Origin of the sequence: Novosphingobium sp. MMS21-SN21R (assembly GCF_031846015.1) — a bacterium.
Classification (GTDB): Bacteria; Pseudomonadota; Alphaproteobacteria; order Sphingomonadales; family Sphingomonadaceae; genus Novosphingobium.
This window is the reverse complement of the sequence record NZ_JAVRDU010000003.1, coordinates 602,118-620,585: the sequence shown is the minus strand read 5'-3', so window position 1 is coordinate 620,585 and position 18,468 is coordinate 602,118. Positions and strand designations below refer to the sequence as shown.

Sequence of the window (18,468 nt, the reverse complement as noted above, 5' to 3'; positions counted from 1 at the left end):
GAAGGGTGTCCCCGCCTGCGCGGGGACACCTCCGTCAAAGCGCGGTCATGCCCCCATCGACGACCAGCTCTGTGCCCGTGACATAGCGCGATTCGTCCGAGGCCAGGAACAGGTTCATGTTCGCGATGTCGAGCGGGTCGCCCATGAAGCCCATCGGCACGAGCGCCAGCGTGGCGTCGTAGTTCGCCGCATTGTCTTCCAGCGCGACGCCCTGGATGTTGGTCATGATCATGCCGGGGTGAACCGAATTGACGCGGATGCCGTCCTTGGCAGTTTCCACCGCGATGGTCTTGGAAAACAGCCGCACGCCGCCCTTGGCCGCAGCATAAGCGCCGCACGCAGGCACGCCGATCAGGCCCGCCACTGACGAGATGTTGATGATCGAGCCCTTGGTGCCGGTCTTGCGCATCAGCACGACCGCGCGCTTGGTGCCGTAAAACACGCTGTCGAGATTGACCGCGTTCTGCAGCCGCCAATCCGCCGCCGACATTTCCTCGATCGGACGCAACACGGCGATTCCGGCGTTGTTGACGATCACATCGAGCTTGCCGTCCTCGGCTTCGATAGCGGCGAAAACCGCGTCCCACTGCGCTTCGTCGGTGACATCATGGAGCAGCGCCTTGGCCTGTCCGCCGCTGGCACGAATACCTTCTGCGACCTTTTCTGCGCCTGCAAGGTCACGGTCGGTCAGCCAGATCTTGGCGCCTTCCTGCGCAAAGCGCTGCGCGGTTGCGCTGCCAAGGCCGGGCACCGATGCGCCGCCGGTGATGAGAACGATCTTGCCGGAAAGACGTGCCATTTGCATCAACTCCAAAAAAGGGCGGGGGGCAAGACAGGTGCATGAAGCGCCTGCCCTGTCCCCCCGACAAGGTGGATCAATTATAGAGTGAGGTCAGCCTCAGTACTTGAAGCCGATCGTCGCGCCATAGGTGCGTGGCTCAAGCGCCATGCCGAACGACCACAGACCTGCAACCGTGAAGGCGTGGGTCGTCGTCTTCTCGTTCAGCAAGTTACGGCCGAACACGCGGACATAGGCCTTGGTATCGTTCAGATCGAAGTTGAAGGTCAGGCTGGCGTCGACCAGATCCTGAGTGGTGGTACGCACGCGCGGATCATTGCCGTTGACGATGACCTTGGTCACGGTGCCGCCGGTCAGGACCGGGGTAAGCGACGCAGCCGAGAGCTGCTCATCATAAGGCGAGATATGGCGCCAGCCGACGTTCGTCGAAATATCGCCGAAGCTGGTGGGCTGCTTGTACTCGGCGCCCAGCGAAGCGGTGAACTTCGGTGCGTAGATCAGGTTGTTCTTCGAATAATCGAAGGGCACGATCGCCGTTCCGAGCACGCCATTGGCGACAAAGTTGCGGAAGTGCGAGTCCATCACCGCAAGCGAACCGGTCAGCTTGAAGTTGTCGGTCACGCGGAAGGTGCCGTCCACTTCAACGCCCTTGATCAGCGCCCCGCCTGCAACATTGCCGGTGATCGTCTGGTTGCCGGTTGGGCCGCCAGGAACGGTCAGGTTCTGCTGCATGTCCTTGTAGTCCGAAACGAACCCGGCAAGGTTAAGCTCGACCTTGCGGTCGAATGCAGCAAGCTTGACGCCCACTTCGTAGGAATCGACCGTTTCGTTCTGGAACGGGGTGCTGGCAGTGGCTGCGGTCGCTGCGCGAGGGCTGAAGCCGCCCGAGCGATAGCCGCGCGACCACGATGCATAGACCATCAGGTCGTTGGTCGGGCGCCAGTCAATGCCAACCTTCGGCGTAAACTTGCTGAAATTCGCATTGCCCGTGCCAACGGGGACGAACTGGGTGCGGTCCACATTGTCGGGATTGATCAGCTTGCCGCCGGCAAAGCCGTTGAACAGCTGCTTGTTGTCGTGGCTCCAGCGGCCACCGAACGACAGGCGGACGGTGTCAGCCAGCTTCCAGTTGAAGTCCCCGAAGAACGCATAGCTTTCGGTGCGGCCTTCGACGTGCTGCGAGTTGAGATCGAACAGGGTCGGAACGACAGCCGGGTTGAAGCCGAACACGCGGCTCCACTGGGTCAGGTCGTAGGTCGACTTGAAGTAGAACCCGCCGACGACGTAGTCGAAGCCGTCAAACAGCTTGCCCGCAGCGCGGATTTCCTGGCTCCACTGTTCGTAGTGCTGGCGGCGATCGACGTAATAGAGGTCGGTCGACGAACCGTCGAAGTCCTGGGTCTGGGCTTCGGTGCTCTTGCGCCAGCCGGTGATCATGGTCAGCTTCACAGCGTCCATGTCGTAGTTCAGCTCGAGCGTGGCGTTGGGAGCGCTGTAGCTGCTGGTCGCAGGTGCGCTGAACACCGTGTACAGATCGGTCGTGTTGTTGCGGTTGCACTCGACGGCAGGCTCGAACAGGCAGAACACTTCGCTGCTGTTGGCAAGGTTGGCCACCACGGGATCGAAGGTCTGCTTGACCTTCTCGACCGTCAGCTGCGCCTCGAAGCCAGTGCCCGATGGCGTGAACAGGATGCTGCCGCCAAAGCTGTCGCCCTTGCTCCAGCCACCGTTCTTCTTCTGGACGACGTTGTTGTAGAAACCGTCGGTTTCGTTGTGGAAATAGAACGCCTTGACGCCCCAGTTCTCGCCGTCACCGTAGTTCGCAATCGCCTTCAGCGACAGCGTGTTGAAACGGCCATAAGTGGCCTCGGCCTTCAGGCCGGGTTCCTTGGTCGGCTTCGAACGGGTGATGTTGATCACGCCGCCGATGGTGTTTGCGCCGAACAGCGTGCCCTGCGGGCCGCGCAGCACTTCGATCTGGGCAACGTCGAACGCATCCTGCAGCTGGCCGGTGTTGGTGCCGATGGTCACGCCATCGACAACCACGCCCACGGTCGGTGTCTGCGACTTTTCGATGTCGGCATAAGTCAGGCCGCGGATCGAGATGTTGGCAGCCTGCGCGCCCGAATTCTGCTGGGTGATGAGCAGGCCCGGTGCCGCGCCCTGAAGATCGCCGATGTTCACGGCAGCTTTGGCTTCGAGCATCGCGGTGTTGACGGCGGTAATGGCGACAGGCGTCGACTGCAGCGTTTCCGAACGGCGGCGGGCGGTCACGATGATCGCGCCGGTATCGCCAGTGTCGGCGGCTTCGGTCGCCTGCGCATCTGCCTGCGCGGCCTGGGGCTCATCAGCGGCGAATGCCGGCATCGAAAGCCCGAGAGCAGTCGTGGTCAGTGCAACGGCGACAAAACGCCGCGTGGCTTGGGCCTTCATGGTTATCCTCCCTCAAGGGTCGCATTGCCTCGACTGGGCAATAGCTCCGCGCCTTAATCGTCGCCTGTGCGGATGGAACCAACTGCGACTTGTAAGAGGTGCCCGGATCGTCCCATGCGGCATCCTTGCGCTCATAACCCGGAGAGTGACCAATGCCCGTGAACCGCCGATTCCTCCTGGCCCACCGTCCCGATGGCACGCCTGTTCCGCAAGACTTTTCCTTTGTGGAACAACCCGTTCCCGCACCACCTGCGGGCGGCTTTGTCGTGCGCAACTGCTATGCCTCGCTCGATCCTGCCCAGCGGGGCTGGATGGACGACGCGCCCAGTTACATGCCGCCGATCCCGCTCGGCGATCCGGTCCGCGCCTCGACGGTGGGCGTCGTCGCCGCTTCGGACTCGCCCGATTTCGCTGTTGGCGACTGGGTCGTCGGCCTGAATGCGCTCGAAGACTATTCGGTCAACGAATCTGGCGGATTCACCATGAAGGTTGATCCATCACTGGTCGATTCACCATCACGGTTTCTGTCAGCCATGGGCGCAGTCGGCCTCACCGCCTATTTCGGTCTGACCGATGTAGCCAAGCCCAAGCCGGGTGAAACCCTGCTCGTTTCGGGCGCAGCAGGCGCGGTGGGTTCCGCCGTGGGCCAGATCGGCAAGATCATGGGCGCGCGCGTGATCGGCATTGCAGGGGGCGCCGAAAAGTGCCGCCGCCTGATCGACGATTACGGCTTCGATGTAGCCATCGACTACAAGGGCAAGTCGGTGGATCAACTCGCCGCCGAGATCAGACATGCCGCGCCGAACGGGGCCGATGTGGTGTTCGAAAACGTCGGCGGTGATGTGTTCGACGCCGAACTGATGAATCTCGCCAAGCGTGCGAGGATCGTGCTGTGCGGCCTCATCAGCGAATACAATTCGCCCACCAAGATCGGCGTACGCAATCTGTGGCAGGTGCTCGCGCAGCAGGCCACGCTCTACGGCTACCTCATCATGGACTATGCACCGCGCTTCGGCGAAGGTGGCGCGGTTATGGCCGAATGGATGGCGCAAGGCCGGTTGCGCATCGACGAGGATGTGCAGGACGGTCTCGAAAACGCCTATCCCGCGTTCATGCGCCTGTTTTCGGGCGCGAACACCGGCAAGCTCGTGCTGAAGATTTCCGATGGCCTCTGATCGTCTCAAGGGCCGCAAGGCTATCGTCACCGGGGCGGGTTCGGGCATTGGCGCTGCCGTGGCAGCGCGACTGCGGGCCGATGGTGCGCAAGTCTTCACCGCCGATCTGTCGGGCGATGTCGATATGCTCGCCGACCTCACCGAACAGGGCATAAATGCGGCTCTGGTCGAGCGTGCGGTGGCAGCGATGGGCGGGCTGGACACGCTGGTTCCCTGCGCCGGGATCAGCGCCTTCCACCCGCTTGAGGGCCATGACGACGCCTATTTCGCGCGCGTGCTGGAAGTCAACGTGATGACCGTGTTCCGCCTTGTCCGCGACGCGGTACCGCACCTGAAGGCGGCGGGCAACGGGCGCGTGGTCACCATCGGATCGACCACATCCAGCCACGGCGACGAGGGCCTGTGCGCCTATTCGGCCTCCAAGCACGCGGTGCTGGGCTTCACCAAATCGGCGGCGGCGGAGCTGGGGCCGTTCGGGGTGACCGTCAACTGCGTGCAGCCCGGCGCCATCGCCACGCCGATGACCGCGCCCGCCTTCACCCAGATGCCCGAATTCAAGACCTTCTGGGAGAACAAGGCCCCCTTGCGCCGCCTCGGCCAGCCTGAGGATATCGCCGACGTCATCGCCTTCCTGTGCAGCGACGACGCCCGCTTCATGTCGGGCCATGGCGTGTGGGTCGATGGCGGAGCAATGGTGCGGCATTGAGCGAAATTCCTCCCCGACCGGGGAGGAATTGTCTTTACCCCTTCATCACCGGCACCGGTGTGCTGCCGCTTTCATCCAGATAGTACGCCACCCATTTGTGGAAGAACTGGTTGCCCGGTTCGTTGCGGCCGAACGTCTGGTGCGTCATCGCGCCCGATTCCAGCCCGTTCTGCACTTTCAGACCGAGGAAATAGTCCTCCTCCTCGACCACATCGAAGAAGAAGTCGCACATCTTGTCCAGTGTTTCGAGCGCCTCGGGCGTCGCCGGCTTCACCGGGAAGATGTAGTTCATCACGGTGGTATTCTGATTGGCGTTCGGTCCGGGGAACAGCTGCGCGAGCTGGCCCATTTCGGGCGCCAGGAAGAAGCTCATGTTGGGGAACAGCATGCGGATGAAGTCGTAGCCTTTGTTCTCCTGCCGCCCCCATTCTTCGCGCGGTAGCTCTTTCAGCCGGGTGATCGAGTTCTGCGGGAAGCCGAGCCGGATATGCGGACCGAAGCCTTCGTAACTGGCCCGGTTAGAAGGACTGCGTGTTGCAACCGTATTGGTGTGCGCAGCCTGGAAGTGATAGCCCTCCAGATAACCGTCATAGGCAACCTTCCAGTTGGCGCCCTTCATCGGCTTGCTCTTGTGGTAATACCATGTCGCCAGCTTCAGCGCGGCGAAGTCCTCGTACATCCCGCCCATCCATTCCACCGCGTTGATCGGCAGGTCCGGCGTCAGAATCACGAAGATCAGTCCCGCCGCCTCGTCGCAGGGCAGTTCGGTGAGGTGCAGCGCCTGCCGGTCCGGATCGCCGAACGTGCTCGCCTCGGCAATCCCGATCAGCTTGCCGTCATTTGCATAAGTCCAGCCGTGGTATTGGCAGGCGAAGCGCGCGCAATTGCCCTTGCCCTCCGGCGCCAGATGCATCGCGCGGTGCTTGCACACATTCAGGAACGCGCGCGCCTTGCCGTCCTTGCCGCGCGTGATCAGCACGGGCCGCCCCATCACGTCCATCGCCTTGTAGTCGTTCGGCTCCGGCAGTTCGATGGTCAGCGCCAGCATCAACGGCAACCGCTTGAAGATCCGCGCGATCTCGTCATCGAAGCGCGACTGATCAAGATAGTCGGCCACCGGCACGCGCATCACGTCCGCCGCCTGATCGGTCGTCTTCGTCTCGACGAAGTGCAGCATCCGCTCGGCGGCATTGGCGTATTTGTCGTAAAGTTCGGTCATGGTATCAGCCCTCAAGCGCCTAGATAACGGTCAAGCGTCTGGTGCAAATGGCGGATGCGCACTTCCTGGTAGTCCGCCAATTCGACCTGCTGGTTCTTCGAGGCCTTCAGCCCCTCGTGGCACAGCTCCATATTCTCGCTGTCCTGATCGAGCACTGCGCCCAGCACGCCGAGTTCGGGCGCATCGGCCCAGATCTGGTCGTCACGCAGCATATGCATCGGCACCCCCGCTGGACGGGGCTGACCCTCTGGTAGCCGCGCGATCACGCGCACTTCCATCAGGCATTTGTCCTGATCGGGCCAGGGCCGCCAGCGATAGACGATGTTGGGCATGAACCCGCCCCACGGCGCGAAATTGGGGAACACATTGTAGACCAGCGCGTCGAGCAGTTCGCTTTCGGAAACGCCCGAATAATCACCGCCATATTGCTTTTCGGACACTGCTCGCATCATCTCGCCCAGCGCCGCGCGCGCGGTGCGGCCTTCAGGCACGGTGATCGCGTAATTGTCCTTGTCAGCGTCGTAATTGTCGGCGCTGCGGCCGTTGTACTTGCGGAACTCGTCGATGATCCGCTGCTGCGGCCAGTGCTCGGCTTCGGCCTGAGCCTCGATATGCGGGCTGATCACGCCGAACGGGGTGTAGTTCACGTTCACATGTTCGCCCAGCACGTGATAGGCGGCGTTGGCATCGCCGGTGAAAGGCATCAGTTGCGGATGCGTGACGAAGGCGTGGTAGCTTTCCACGAAAGCCTCCATCGTGATCTTCCAGTTGGCCGGGATCACTTTGCCCACCCAGGCCACGGTCACGCATTCCTCATGCTTCCAACGCTTGAAGAGCTCGGGCAGCGGCGCAAGAAACTCTTCGATGGTCGGACCGTCCTCAGCCTCGCGCACGAATATATAGCCGCCCCACTGTGCCAGGCTCGCCTCGGGCAATTGCATCTTCCGGTCGGTCAGGTGCGCAAAGTCCCAGCGGCAGGGAATGTTGCGCAAGGAGCCATCGGGATTCCACGAAAAGCCATGGAACGGGCAGAGGAACTGCTCCGCGCTGCCGCTGTCCGTTTTCAGCTTGCGGCCCCGGTGCAGGCAGACATTGTGAAACGCCTTCACGCTGCCATTCTCCTGCCGCACGATCAGATAGGACCGGCCCGCGTTGTCATAAGTGACATAGTCCCCCGCCTCGGGCAGGTCTTCCTCGCGCGCGGCAAACTGCCACACGTTGGGCCACATCTTCTCGCATTCGGCCTTGAAGAATTCCGGGCTGTAATAGCGCGCCGCGTCGATCGGGTCTGAACCCAGATATTCGTAGCGGTCTTCCGCCATGAACGCGGGCGGCTGCACTTCATCGGCGCGCAGTATGTCTTCCCAACTCGTGCCGGGGCAGCGCGCCGCTGCAAAGGCGCCGGGATCACGGTCAGCCATGGTGTTCCTCTCCATCAGATTACGGAGAGGTTTGTCTCACGCGCAGGGCGCGGCGCGTTTGACCAAGGTCAAGAATCGTTGCCCGCACCCCCTCTGCTTTTGGCTAGGAACTGGCGTTTAGGCGGGCCACGGCGGCGATGCGGTGGTCAGGGGAAATGTCTCCAAAGCCACACGCCGGTTACCGTGGCGGCAAGAACCCACAGGGCTGCAAAGATTGCCGCCGCGATGTAGCTCTTCGGCCGTTCGCTCCGCGCGGCTGCCTGAGCCCGAAAGTCCGCGAAAAGAACCGGCGGTATCAGGCGGATAGCCAGAGCGATGCCCAAGGGCACGATCACGATATCGTCGAGATAACCAAGGACGGGAATGAAGTCAGGTATGAGATCGACAGGGCTGAGCGCATAAGCGGCGACTGCCCCCGCCGCCAACCGCGCGCCCAGCGGCGTCGAAGAACTGCGAGCGGCAATCCAAAGAGCGATCACATCTCTCTTCAGAGACCGCGCCCACAATCTGGCTCGTTCAATCCATTCCACATTGCCCGCATTGCACCGGAGGCTGGATGTCCGCAATGGCGCCGTGCCGGGAAAGTGTGCCCCGTCCGGCTAGTTGCGTCTCGCCCCTCAATTCGGCGCGATCACGCCCTCGCCTGCACGCCACACCGGGCGGATCTGGTCGTCGTCGTAGATTTCCATGATCTCGAAGACATTGCCGAAGAAGTCGCGGCAATAAGTTGCGGCGTAGCCGTGCCTGGTGCCGTCTGCATCAACCGTGATGCCAGCCATCGAGGGCGGGGCGTGCACGCGGATGCCTGCGGCGAGCAGGCGTTCGTAACAGGCGAGGATATCCTCCACCTGCACCGCGAAATGGGTGTAGCCGAAGCGGTTGACGCCTTCGTTCGGGTCTTGCGGGCCTGCGCGCGGGGCGAGGTACTCGAACACCTCGATATGGGCATTACCGAGGCGGCACATGAACTGCCGCGCCGCGCTGCCGTCCAGCCCGACCACCGCATCGATGAATGGGTTATCCTGCCATTCGAGCGGCTTGCCCACTTCGGTCGCGCCAAGCAGACCAATGTAGAACTCGCGCGCTTTGCCCAGATCGGGGACGGACACCCCAATGTGCTGGATAGCCCGTGCCCCGATGCTCATGTCGCGTTACCTCAGAACTGGACGCGCTTGGTGTATCCGCCGTCGATGATGACGTTTGTGCCGGTGGTGTACGACGAAGCGGGGCTGGCAAGGAACACGATCGTCCGTGCCACTTCGTCAGCGCCGCCCCAACGGCCCAGCGCGAACTGTGCCTGTGTGGCATCATGAAGTTCCGGTGCTGCGGTTTCGAACACCTGCCAGTTGCCGCCGTCAAACTTGATCGGGCCGGGCGAAACCGCGTTCACGCGGATGCCCTTGGGACCGAGCGCCTGGCTGAGCTGGCCGGCATAGACTGCAACCGCACCCTTGAGCGCGTTGTAGCCCTGCGGCACGATGAACGTTTCGAACCCGGCGGTGGACGACATGAACACGATGGACCCGTTGCCCGAAGCTTCGAGCAACGGCTCAAGCGTTTCGGCACCGATAACTGATCCCATCACATCGTAATCAAAGGACTTCTGCCAATCACCGGTGGCGCCCGCGCCCGAGGTGGAAATCATCGGGACGAAGATGTCGCAACCGCCAAGCTTTTCGGCTGCATCATTGAGCCAGGCACGATAGGCATCTGGGCCTGCTTCCATGTCGAAGGCCGAGCCGACCACCTTGTGCCCATGCTTTTCGAGCGAGGCGACGGTTTCGGCAACCTGTTCCGCATTGCGCGAGCAGAATGCAACGTCTGCGCCCTCTGCAGCGAAGAGTTCCACAGTTGCCCGGCCGATGCCGCGGCTGCCGCCGGTCAGGATGACCTTTTTGCCCTTGAGACCCAGATCCATGCGCTTGCTCCTCAAAATCCCGAAAATTCGTTGCCACCTTCCTTGAAGGCGGCATGCCCGCGCCACTACTCCCCTTTTGAACAGGAAATGCCAGTGCGCGCGGAATGATAGGCCACAGGCAAAGCGAAATCAGGAGCAGGATATGAATCGTCTCGAAGGCAAAACCGCCGTGGTGCTGGGTGCCAGCAGCGAAGGTAACATGGGCCAGGTCATCGCCCAGCGCCTGATCGACGAAGGCGCGACCGTGCTGGTTGCAGGCCGCAAGGAAGCCGTTCTGGCCGATTTCGCTGCAAGCAACGGCTGCCTCTGGGCGCCTTGCGACATCACCGACGAGGCCAGCGTCAATGCGCTCGCCGATAGCGCCGTGCAGAAGATGGGCGCGATCGACATCGCGATCAACGCCACCGGCTGGGGCCTGCTCAAGCCCTTCCTCGAAGTGACCCGCGCCGAACTCGATGCCATGACCGCGCTGCAACTGGTCGGCCCGCACCAGTTCTTCCAGGCGATGGTGCGCAAGATGGCGAAGTCCTTGGGCGGGCGCGGCGGATCGATCGTCACGATCAGCTCGGCCACCGCCACGATCATGCTGAACGATCACGCGATCTACATGGGCACCAAGGCCGGCACCGATCACATCATCCGCTGCATCGCGCACGAATTCGGCCACGAAGGCATCCGCGCCAACTCGATCTCGCCGGGCCTCACCGACACCCCGATGAACGCCGACGCCAAGGAAGTGCCCGGCCTGTTCGAAGCCTTCCGCGCCGGCTATCCGCTCGGCCGCTGGGGCACATCGGAAGACATCGCCGCCGCCGCCGTATTCCTCACCAGCGACGAATGCTTCATGACCGGCGAAAACCTGCAAGTGAACGGCGGCCTGACCCTGCGCCGCAACCCGACGCGCGAGGAAATCAACGCGAGCGTGGCGAAAGCGATGGGGTAGTGTGAGGCTGAAGTGAGAGGCCGCAATGCCAACCCCCGACCCCTCCCCCCTTCGACAGGCTCAGGACCGGGAGGGGCGAAGTAAACGTCATGCCCTCCCGCTTGCGGGAGGGCCGCGAGACTTATTGAACCGAAGGTGAAATTAGTCGCAGCGGGGTGGGCACTCCGCCGTCCGCGATGGCACCGCCGGACTACCCCCCGACCTTCGCCTTCACCAGCGCCCGCAACTGGTCCTTGCGCACTTTGCCGCTTGCCGTGCGCGGGAAGTCGTCCACCAGTTCGAAGCGCTCGGGGATCTTCTGCTTGGCCATGCCCGATGCGCCGACGTGCGCCGCAAGCGCCGCCGCGTCGGCATCACCGCACAGGATGACATAGGCGCAGACCCCCTCGCCCAGCCGTTCGTGCGGCATGGCAACGACAGCGGCTTCCTTCACCGCCGGGTGGCTGTGCAGAACGTCCTCGATCTCCTTGGCCGAGATATTCTCGCCGCCGCGGATGATCAGATCCTTCTTGCGCCCGGTGATGGTGATCGCGCCATCTGCCGACCATATGCCAAGATCGCCGGTGCGGAAAAAGCCGTCGGCGGTGATCGCCTCGGCGGTCTGGGCGGCGTCGGCATAGCCCATCATCATGCCCGGCCCGCGCGCGAGGATTTCGCCCTCCGCCCCGCGCGGCAGATCGTTGTCCTCGTGGTCGACGATACGCACGTCGTAGTCGATCACCTCGCCATCCGTGGTCGCGGCAAGGTGTTCGTCATGCGCCCAGCCGAACGTCACCAGCGGCACTTCGGATGCGCCGAACACGCGGAAGGCGCGTGCGTTGTCGAACGCCGCATTGGCCGCCGGGATCAGGTCTGCCGGAACCGCCGCGCCACCACAGGCGAAGAAGCGGAAACTCGGCAGGCCGGTGCCCGCGCTGCGCGCCGCCGCCGCCAGCTCGACCAGAAACGGCGTGGCTGCAACCGTGCCGACGCACTGATGCTGCGCAATCAGCGCCAGCGCCTCGTCGGCATTCCACGCCTCCATCAGCACCGACTTGATGCCGCAGATGAACGGAGCTTCCAGCCCGTTGGCATAGCCCGAAACGTGGGTGACCGGCGAGGGCATCAGCGTCGCCTCGCCCGCTACCATGCCCCAGTGCTTCCCGCTCGCCGCAACGATGTGCGTCAGCGTGCAGTGGCTGTGCAACACCCCCTTGGGGCGGCCAGTCGTGCCCGATGTGTAAAGCACCATCTTCACGCCGAACGGATCAACTTGTGGCGCGGTAAATGCTGCACCACTTCCTGCAGCAACAAGCGCAGCATAATCGTCCGGCCCATCGCCGCGCACCGTGAACACATGGCTTAGATCGGGCAAGGCATCGCGGCAGCGCCCGGCCATCGCGGCATAGTCCACCCGGCGCCACACGTGCGGCACGAAGATCGCACGAGCGCGGCAATCGCCGAGCATCATCAGCATCTCGGCATCGCGGTAGATCGGCACGATCGGATTGACGATCATCCCGCCGATCACCGCCGCCAGATTGATCACCGCCGCTTCGCGCCAGTTGGGCACCTGAAACGCGATCACATCACCCGCCACCAGCCCGCGCGCCTGAAGCGCTGCCGCCAGGGCCTCGGCCTCGGCCAGCACGGAAGCGAAGGTATATTCGCCCTCGCCGTCGACAAAGCATACGAAATCGGGCGTCGCCGCAGCCCGCTCGCGCGCCAGATCGGCCAGCGTCTTCATCGCCCACACGCCACCTTCGGCAAAGGCGGCCTGATGCGGCGCGGGAATCGGGAGCCAGTCCCACGGCTTTACGGTGCTATCGGTCATGGTTCGCATGTCTCCCGCCGCCGCAATGCGCCGCAATTGGCGAAAAGGCGAGGCGCGGGCAACAAACCTAACCCCTGTCACAGCTTCCCCCGCCCCCCCGCGCAAGGCATGGTCACCTCTTGAACCCGACCCAGCGGGCACGGAGAGGCAAAAGAGTTTATGGACCGCATCGAGCAGATCGGAAATGTCGCCGCCATCATGCGCGACTATGTCGAGCAAAAGCAGACCTTCCTGACGGATACGACCAAGCGCGTGCCTGCACGCAGCTATACCGATCCCGACCAGTGGAAGGCGGAGATGGAGCTGATCTTCAAGCGCGTCCCGCTGATGCTCGCCTTCACCGCCGAACTGCCCAATGCGGGCGATTACAAGGCGATGGACGCGGTCGGCATGCCGGTGCTGATCAACCGCGACAAGGCGGGCAAGGTCCGCGCGTTCCTGAACGTCTGTTCGCACCGTGCCGCGCCGGTGGCCGCTGAAGGCCACGGCAATTGCCCGCGCTTCACCTGCAAGTACCACGGCTGGACTTATGGCCCGGACGGCAAGCTGATCGGCATTTCCGAAGCCTCGAAATTTGGCGAAGTCCACAAGTCGGAACTGGGTCTGCGCGAACTGCCTTGCGAGGAAAAGGCCGGGATGATCTTCGTCGTCCTCACCCCCAACGCCCCGATCGATGTCGATACTTATTTCAGGGGCTTCCTTGATGATTTCGAAGCGCTCGATTTCGGCAACTGGACGTACCTTGGCAGCCGCGAGATCCAGGGCGCGAACTGGAAAGTCGCCTATGACGGCTATCTTGAGGGCTACCACTTCTCCTCGCTCCACCCCGAAACGATCTTCCCGCGCACGCCGTCCAACTGCATGCATTACGAAGGCTACGGCCCGCACCAGCGCATCGGCTTCCCGCACCACAAGATTGCCGAGGCGCTGAAGGACGTGCCGCGCGAGGAGTGGGGCACCCAGGAAAACAACGGCTTCGATTTCGTGCGGATCATGTTCCCCAACGTCTCCGCCTTCATCGCGCCCGAAATCACCCAGGTCGCGCAGCTTTTCCCCGGGCCGACGCCGGGCGAAAACCGCACCGTCCTCAATTACCTGCGCCGCGAACCCATCCGCGACGAGGAAGACCGCGCAGCAGTCGAAGCTTCGATGAACTTCTTCCGCGATGTGACGTATGAGGAAGACTACGTGATCGGCCTCGAAATCCAGAAGGGCCTGGAATCGGGCGCGCATGACGAACTGGTGTTCGGGCGCAACGAACGCGGCAACCAGTTCTTCCACGAATGGCTCGACTGGTACTTGCAGGATGACGCGGACCTCCCCGAACCGCAGATGTAATCAGCCGCATGAACCCGATCTCTCTGGCTTCGGGCGTCGTGCCCGAATTCGGCCCGGTTGATACCATCGAAGCTGCCCGCGCCGGCGGCTTCGACATGGTCGGGCTGTGGGTCGATCCGGCGGAATGGACCGCTGGGCACACCCGCGATGCCCGCGCAGCGCTTGCCGCCACCGGCTTGCCGCTGCTCGATGTCGAGGTGATCTGGATCAAGCCGGACAGCGTGATGGACGATCACAAGAAGGTGATCGACGTCGGCGCGGACCTTGGCGCGGCCAACGTGCTGTGCGTGTCATCGGACCCGGACCACGCGCGCACCGCCGCGCGTCTGGCGCAGCTGTGCGTCCATGCCGAAGGCAGCGGCATCCGTGTCGCACTGGAATTCGGCATCTTCACCGAGGTCAAGGATCTGCGCGCCGCGCTGGCCGTGCTCGATCAGGTCGCCCACCCCTTGCGCGCGCTGCTGATCGATCCGATCCATGTCGACCGCTCGGGTTCGTCGATTGCAGAGATCGCGCATGTCGATCCCGCACTGCTGCCCTATGCGCAGTTCTGCGATGCGCCCGCGCTGCGCCCCGATCCCGCAGACTTTGCAGCCGTGATCCACGATGCGATCAACTTGCGCGAGCAATGCGGCGAAGGCGCCTTGCCGCTGGCCGCGCTCTATCAGGCGCTTCCGGCGAATATCCCGCTGGCCATCGAACTGCGCGCGCAAGCCCTGCGCGATGCCTTCCCCCACCCCGCCCTGCGCGCCCGCGCGGTGGGCGATGCGACGCGGCGCTGGCTTGAGGCCTATACGTGACCGTCACCGTCCTCACCCTGCTCAAGCGCCGCGAAGGCATGAGCAAGGCCGATTTCATCGCCTACTATGAATCCCGCCACCGCCTGATCGGCGAAAAAGTCCTGTCCGGCTGGGCCAGTCGCTATGTCCGCAAACACCTCCACCCGCTGGGCGGCACGGACATGACGCACGATTTCGATGTCGTCCTCGAAATAGACTTCCCCGACCAGCAAACCTGCGACGCCTGCTTCGCCGCCATGGCCGACCCCGCCATCATGGACGAAATCGTCACAGACGAAGAACGCCTGTTCGACCGGGCGCAGATGCGCACGTACCGGGTGGAGGAATGCGCTTCGGTCTTGCCGGAGGTTGGCGGGTAGGCACCGTTCTCAGCTACCCCAAACCCCTCAGCACCCTCGCACCAAACACCCCCACCCCCGTTCGTCCTGAGCCTGTCGAAGGATACGCGCGACCTAAGTGTTTGACGGTCAGCGAGCAGTGCCAAACCTTGGCGCGCGTCCTTCGACAAGCTCAGGACGAACGGAACCGGGCGCCTGAACGGAAGGCAGCTTCCGCCGGGACTATTGGCAAGCCGCTAATGCAGGAATTGGGTGGTTTGCGGACTCAAGGCCCAAGGAGCAGGCACCGCTCCTTAGGGTCGTCGATTAAACGTGAAAGCGCAGACTGCGCCCTCTTGGCAGCGGCGACGACCTCAGCCCATTTGGGGTCTGCAAGAATGGCTTTGTGGTTGTATTCGTCAGAAGGACTATCGTAAGTGTCGGCGGCTTGATGAAACGCAGCCACTGCCTCAACCTCGTCCGCGCTAACCATGCCACGATTCAAAGCCCAGTCGTAGTCACCATCTGACAAACCGAGATCGTCAAAGTAGCAGCTGAAGTATTCGACAAACGAGAAATGCAGGTTGGTGTTCTTGTGGTCCAGCCATGACCGGCGCTGCGTCTCATCATCGGCAAACTCTTGGATACTACTGAGCCAATTTGCTCGCCAGTTGCGGCGTCGTTCCTGATCGTCTTGCATGTGCCAGCATATAGCACAAGTCGGGAGAATTTCGGCAACGGCGTCGTGTCCGGAACGGCAACTTTGCTCCCGAAAAACCGCAAATGCAGCCGACGCTGGCCACACCCAACAAGCGACAGGCAGCCTTATTCAACCTCGAACGCGCGCCTGCGGTCCTCTATCAATTCTTCGGAAAGACAGACACTTGCATCGACATGCGCGCGCAGACGGGCCTGCACCCGGCTCAGCGCGCTTTGGGTGTGAGAGGCGGGGTGTGTACCGCCTCCCTCAGACTTACCGCGCTTTGCGTTCATGTTCCGGTCGTCGCCTTATCCAGATAGGCCCACAACCTAAACCCGCCCCACCCCTCAATCAATCCGCAAACACCGTCCGGTAGGCCCGCCGCGTGAACTTCCACGCCCCGTCGATCCGCCGCAACTCGTCGTTGTAGCGCCCGGTCGTGTGGATGCGTTTGCCGGTGGCGGGGTCGTCGTAGATTTCGATGGTATAGGCGACGGCGGTGGCGGCATCGCCGTCCACCTCGATCGATCCGGGCTGCATGAAGTAGATCATCGGCTTGGTGCAATTGTCGAGGCCATAGACCTTCATCGATTCAATCCAGCCATCGACGATCACCTTCTTGCCGACGAAGGCGCCAAGGTCAGGGTAGTCAGGCAGTTCCCAGTATGCGTCCTCGGCCCAGATCGAGCCCCACAGTTCGGCGTCCTTCATCATCACGCCGTGGGCGTGGGTGTCCATCAGTTCGCGGATTGCGATGCGGTCCTCGACCGGGCCAGTGAACGGCATGAGATTGTGCTCCTTACCAGGCGTGGGTTTCGCCGTTCCACTTGAGGAAATCGCCCGAAGTTTCGAGCGTCCAGTCGGCGGCGACCTTGCGGATGCCGGCGGCGCTTTCGGTCGGGGTGATCTCGGCAGCCTCGCCGCCCATGTCGGTCTGGACCCAGCCCGGATGGACGAGGCCGACGATCACGCCGCGCTCCTTGAGGTCGATGGCGACCGAGCGCATCATGCGGTTGAGCGCGGCCTTGGCCCCGGCATAGGCGTAGAACCCGCCATAGGGCCAGGTCGATGCGGCCAGCTGGCTCGAGATATTGATGACTTTCGAGCCCGCGCCCATGCGCGGCAGAAACGCCTGCAGCACACGCAAGGGGCCCTGCACCATGATGCGGAACGCCTCGTCCCACTCGGCCCAGTCGGACGTTTCGAGTTCCGCCGGGATCGGTCCGGGCACGCCCGCAACATTATAGAGCACGTCTACCGCATCGCTGCCGCTGTCTGCCGCGCCTGCCTTGACCGACGCATCATCGGCCACGTCCATCGCGTGCACGGTCAGCTTGCCGCCCGACGAAGCTGCAAGCTCGGCAAGTGCGGAAGCACCACCCGGATTGCGCACCAGTGCCAGCACGCGGTCGCCCGCCGCAACATGCTGCCGCGTCAGTTCCAGCCCGATTCCGCGCCCTGCGCCGGTAATTGCCACGGTTGCCATATCCGAATCTCCCATACTGCGCCGCGTTGCGGCCTTGTTGCCCCAAGTCTGCCCAGCAAGCCCGCCCCCGCATACTGACCTTTCGGAGAGCGGCCAGCCATAAGGTAACCGCTCGGACTTTGATCAGTTGCGGCTTTAGCGCTGCGGCACCGATACCGCCCGTTGCGGCGCTGAACCACCAACAGCGCCGAAAACAAAATAGGGGGATGCCTGATGTCTATCGCTGCCGGACTTACCGCGCGCGTGATCGTGCTGTTCATTATCGGCGCCTTGGGGCAGGTCGGCGGGAGTCTGCTGCTCGGCCGCACAGAGGCATTCCGCAATCCCGGTTGGAGTGTGGCATGCCTTGCCTGCTACATGGCGTCATTCTGGGCGCTGGCAACGATGATCCGCGAGGGCGGACCGCTCAGCATGATCCTGCCCGCGCTGTCGGCTACGGTGCCGATTGTCGTGATCGGCATTGCGGTGTTCGTGATGGGCGAGCAGGCGTCGTGGGCGCGCCTCGGGCTGCTCTCGCTGTCGTGCCTGATCATCGGATATGCGGGCACCGTGTAACCGCACAAGGCGGCTGGCTGGTCAGAACCCGCCAGCCGCTCAGAAGCTGTAAAGCCCGCGAACGGTCTGTATCGTCATGCGCAGAACTTGCGCCATACGCTCCGGTCCGAACACCGGGCCGTGCAGCAACAGGCCCGAATGCACCGCAATGGCGAAGTCGCTGCCCTGCTTCATCGCTTCCCACTGGTCGCGCCATTGCGGGAAGGACTCGATCATCTCGGCGGTCCATACCTCGTCGTAGCGGCGCGCGGCAGGCTCGAACGCGAGGTTCAGCTCGGTATCGGTGCGGGCCGCCACGGCAAGTTCGAGATAGGCGGCATATTCGCGCGTCTGCACGCTGCGCCAGTGCGCTTCGGTGGCAAGATCGATCAGTTCCTCGCCGCGCCGCTGCGCCATCATCGCCAGATATTCGTCCAGAAACAGGCGCATGCGCTGGTAGAAGATGTGATCGACCACCGCGCCCACCAGATCGATCCGCGTGGCGAAATGATGGTGCATCGCTCCGCGCGAAACGCCCGCGCGCTCGGCCACTTGCGCGGTAGTAAGTCCCGCGTAACCGCCCTCGACCAGCGCATCGACGCCTGCCTCGAGCATCCTGAGCCGCGTCTGCGCCGACTTGCGCTGTTGCCAGCGCACAGGCTCTTCGCCCAGCGCGGCAGGGCGCATCGCGGCAAGCATTCGCTTTTGCATGGTGGAACCGGACATCGTCATCGTCCTGACATGCCTTTTCGCGCCTGCCAAGGCCTCCTGACAAAACGGCCAGTAGGCCTTTGCAACCAATGCCGCGATAAAACAGGCAGTGCCGCCGGTTATAACCGAATCGTGTGCACCGAGAGGGTGACCGC

Annotated in this window: 19 protein-coding genes; 7 read left to right on the top strand and 12 right to left on the bottom strand. The window is 63.0% G+C overall.

Annotated elements, in window-relative coordinates:
• Window positions 1-34: 34 nt before the first annotated feature.
• Together RM192_RS18980 and RM192_RS18975 are read right to left on the bottom strand one after the other, a co-directional pair.
• Complete coding sequence (locus RM192_RS18980) at window positions 35-799, bottom strand: SDR family oxidoreductase (protein ID WP_311509228.1); 765 nt, start codon at window positions 797-799, stop codon at window positions 35-37.
• A 99-nt stretch (window positions 800-898) separates the two neighbouring features.
• Window positions 899-3,232 (bottom strand): TonB-dependent receptor domain-containing protein, encoded by a 2,334-nt coding sequence (locus RM192_RS18975; RefSeq protein ID WP_311509227.1) that lies wholly within the window; start codon window positions 3,230-3,232, stop codon window positions 899-901.
• 152 nt (window positions 3,233-3,384) lie between these two features.
• Between RM192_RS18975 and RM192_RS18970 the strand changes: the two genes are divergently transcribed.
• Window positions 3,385-4,407: an NADP-dependent oxidoreductase gene (locus RM192_RS18970; protein ID WP_311509226.1), complete on the top strand. Its 1,023-nt coding sequence runs from the start codon at window positions 3,385-3,387 to the stop codon at window positions 4,405-4,407.
• Window positions 4,397-5,113, top strand: coding sequence for an SDR family NAD(P)-dependent oxidoreductase (locus tag RM192_RS18965; RefSeq protein ID WP_311509225.1), 717 nt, complete (start codon window positions 4,397-4,399; stop codon window positions 5,111-5,113). Before RM192_RS18970 ends, RM192_RS18965 begins: the two co-directional genes overlap by 11 nt.
• 34 nt (window positions 5,114-5,147) lie before the next feature.
• Here RM192_RS18965 and RM192_RS18960 read toward each other — a convergent pair whose 3' ends face one another.
• The 5 genes from RM192_RS18960 to RM192_RS18940 all read right to left on the bottom strand — a co-directional run bounded on the left by RM192_RS18960 (window position 5,148) and on the right by RM192_RS18940 (window position 9,671).
• Window positions 5,148-6,332, bottom strand: coding sequence for an SRPBCC family protein (locus tag RM192_RS18960; protein WP_311509224.1), 1,185 nt, complete (start codon window positions 6,330-6,332; stop codon window positions 5,148-5,150).
• Between the two features lie 11 nt (window positions 6,333-6,343).
• A complete protein-coding gene (locus tag RM192_RS18955; RefSeq protein ID WP_311509223.1) occupies window positions 6,344-7,753 on the bottom strand; it encodes an aromatic ring-hydroxylating dioxygenase subunit alpha in 1,410 nt (469 codons plus the stop codon).
• A gap of 146 nt (window positions 7,754-7,899) precedes the next feature.
• Window positions 7,900-8,232: a DUF1232 domain-containing protein gene (locus RM192_RS18950; RefSeq protein WP_311509222.1), complete on the bottom strand. Its 333-nt coding sequence runs from the start codon at window positions 8,230-8,232 to the stop codon at window positions 7,900-7,902.
• Window positions 8,233-8,370: 138 nt separating this feature from the next.
• Window positions 8,371-8,898: a VOC family protein gene (locus RM192_RS18945; protein WP_311509221.1), complete on the bottom strand. Its 528-nt coding sequence runs from the start codon at window positions 8,896-8,898 to the stop codon at window positions 8,371-8,373.
• Between the two features lie 11 nt (window positions 8,899-8,909).
• Entirely contained in the window at window positions 8,910-9,671 is a 762-nt protein-coding gene (locus RM192_RS18940) for an SDR family oxidoreductase (protein WP_311509220.1), read from the bottom strand.
• A 142-nt stretch (window positions 9,672-9,813) separates the two neighbouring features.
• Here RM192_RS18940 and RM192_RS18935 point away from each other — a divergent pair, with 142 nt between their 5' ends.
• Window positions 9,814-10,614, top strand: coding sequence for an SDR family oxidoreductase (locus tag RM192_RS18935; protein ID WP_311509219.1), 801 nt, complete (start codon window positions 9,814-9,816; stop codon window positions 10,612-10,614).
• A gap of 190 nt (window positions 10,615-10,804) precedes the next feature.
• On the opposite strand, the gene RM192_RS18930 is transcribed toward RM192_RS18935, so the two are convergent.
• Window positions 10,805-12,427 (bottom strand): AMP-binding protein, encoded by a 1,623-nt coding sequence (locus RM192_RS18930; protein WP_311509218.1) that lies wholly within the window; start codon window positions 12,425-12,427, stop codon window positions 10,805-10,807.
• 159 nt (window positions 12,428-12,586) lie between these two features.
• On the opposite strand from RM192_RS18930, the gene RM192_RS18925 reads away from it, so the two are divergent.
• From RM192_RS18925 to RM192_RS18915, 3 genes are read left to right on the top strand one after another with little or no spacing between them, the layout of a single operon-like run.
• Window positions 12,587-13,765: an SRPBCC family protein gene (locus tag RM192_RS18925; RefSeq protein ID WP_311509217.1), complete on the top strand. Its 1,179-nt coding sequence runs from the start codon at window positions 12,587-12,589 to the stop codon at window positions 13,763-13,765.
• An 8-nt stretch (window positions 13,766-13,773) separates the two neighbouring features.
• Window positions 13,774-14,565 (top strand): TIM barrel protein, encoded by a 792-nt coding sequence (locus tag RM192_RS18920; RefSeq protein WP_311509216.1) that lies wholly within the window; start codon window positions 13,774-13,776, stop codon window positions 14,563-14,565.
• Window positions 14,562-14,924, top strand: coding sequence for an EthD domain-containing protein (locus tag RM192_RS18915; protein ID WP_311509215.1), 363 nt, complete (start codon window positions 14,562-14,564; stop codon window positions 14,922-14,924). The genes RM192_RS18920 and RM192_RS18915 overlap by 4 nt, the downstream gene beginning before the upstream one ends.
• Before the next feature lie 244 nt (window positions 14,925-15,168).
• On the opposite strand, the gene RM192_RS18910 is transcribed toward RM192_RS18915, so the two are convergent.
• From RM192_RS18910 to RM192_RS18900, 3 genes are all read right to left on the bottom strand, one after another.
• A complete protein-coding gene (locus tag RM192_RS18910) occupies window positions 15,169-15,582 on the bottom strand; it encodes a hypothetical protein (protein WP_311509214.1) in 414 nt (137 codons plus the stop codon).
• A gap of 351 nt (window positions 15,583-15,933) precedes the next feature.
• Window positions 15,934-16,368, bottom strand: a complete 435-nt coding sequence (locus tag RM192_RS18905; RefSeq protein WP_311509213.1) for a nuclear transport factor 2 family protein — start codon at window positions 16,366-16,368, stop codon at window positions 15,934-15,936.
• Between the two features lie 13 nt (window positions 16,369-16,381).
• Window positions 16,382-17,068, bottom strand: coding sequence for an SDR family NAD(P)-dependent oxidoreductase (locus RM192_RS18900; RefSeq protein ID WP_311509212.1), 687 nt, complete (start codon window positions 17,066-17,068; stop codon window positions 16,382-16,384).
• A gap of 213 nt (window positions 17,069-17,281) precedes the next feature.
• Between RM192_RS18900 and RM192_RS18895 the strand changes: the two genes are divergently transcribed.
• Window positions 17,282-17,623 carry a hypothetical protein gene (locus RM192_RS18895; protein WP_311509211.1) on the top strand — a complete coding sequence of 114 codons (342 nt, stop codon included), beginning with the start codon at window positions 17,282-17,284 and terminating at the stop codon, window positions 17,621-17,623.
• Between the two features lie 39 nt (window positions 17,624-17,662).
• Here the strand turns inward: RM192_RS18895 and RM192_RS18890 are convergent, their stop codons facing one another.
• Window positions 17,663-18,328 (bottom strand): TetR/AcrR family transcriptional regulator, encoded by a 666-nt coding sequence (locus tag RM192_RS18890; RefSeq protein ID WP_311509210.1) that lies wholly within the window; start codon window positions 18,326-18,328, stop codon window positions 17,663-17,665.
• Window positions 18,329-18,468: the final 140 nt, after the last annotated feature.

Excerpts from the sequence above, each read along its gene's own strand:
- RM192_RS18975 (WP_311509227.1), bottom strand. The coding sequence starts at position 3,232 with ATGAAGGCCCAAGCCACGCGGCGTTTTGTCGCCGTTGCACTGACCACG.
- RM192_RS18910 (WP_311509214.1), bottom strand. The coding sequence starts at position 15,582 with ATGCAAGACGATCAGGAACGACGCCGCAACTGGCGAGCAAATTGGCTC.
- RM192_RS18895 (WP_311509211.1), top strand. The coding sequence starts at position 17,282 with ATGTCTATCGCTGCCGGACTTACCGCGCGCGTGATCGTGCTGTTCATT.
- RM192_RS18960 (WP_311509224.1), bottom strand. The coding sequence starts at position 6,332 with ATGACCGAACTTTACGACAAATACGCCAATGCCGCCGAGCGGATGCTG.
- RM192_RS18980 (WP_311509228.1), bottom strand. The coding sequence starts at position 799 with ATGGCACGTCTTTCCGGCAAGATCGTTCTCATCACCGGCGGCGCATCG.
- RM192_RS18905 (WP_311509213.1), bottom strand. The coding sequence starts at position 16,368 with ATGCCGTTCACTGGCCCGGTCGAGGACCGCATCGCAATCCGCGAACTG.
- RM192_RS18945 (WP_311509221.1), bottom strand. The coding sequence starts at position 8,898 with ATGAGCATCGGGGCACGGGCTATCCAGCACATTGGGGTGTCCGTCCCC.
- RM192_RS18920 (WP_311509216.1), top strand. The coding sequence starts at position 13,774 with ATGAACCCGATCTCTCTGGCTTCGGGCGTCGTGCCCGAATTCGGCCCG.
- RM192_RS18930 (WP_311509218.1), bottom strand. The coding sequence starts at position 12,427 with ATGACCGATAGCACCGTAAAGCCGTGGGACTGGCTCCCGATTCCCGCG.
- RM192_RS18890 (WP_311509210.1), bottom strand. The coding sequence starts at position 18,328 with ATGTCCGGTTCCACCATGCAAAAGCGAATGCTTGCCGCGATGCGCCCT.
- RM192_RS18965 (WP_311509225.1), top strand. The coding sequence starts at position 4,397 with ATGGCCTCTGATCGTCTCAAGGGCCGCAAGGCTATCGTCACCGGGGCG.
- RM192_RS18900 (WP_311509212.1), bottom strand. The coding sequence starts at position 17,068 with ATGGCAACCGTGGCAATTACCGGCGCAGGGCGCGGAATCGGGCTGGAA.
- RM192_RS18940 (WP_311509220.1), bottom strand. The coding sequence starts at position 9,671 with ATGGATCTGGGTCTCAAGGGCAAAAAGGTCATCCTGACCGGCGGCAGC.
- RM192_RS18970 (WP_311509226.1), top strand. The coding sequence starts at position 3,385 with ATGCCCGTGAACCGCCGATTCCTCCTGGCCCACCGTCCCGATGGCACG.
- RM192_RS18935 (WP_311509219.1), top strand. The coding sequence starts at position 9,814 with ATGAATCGTCTCGAAGGCAAAACCGCCGTGGTGCTGGGTGCCAGCAGC.
- RM192_RS18955 (WP_311509223.1), bottom strand. The coding sequence starts at position 7,753 with ATGGCTGACCGTGATCCCGGCGCCTTTGCAGCGGCGCGCTGCCCCGGC.
- RM192_RS18925 (WP_311509217.1), top strand. The coding sequence starts at position 12,587 with ATGGACCGCATCGAGCAGATCGGAAATGTCGCCGCCATCATGCGCGAC.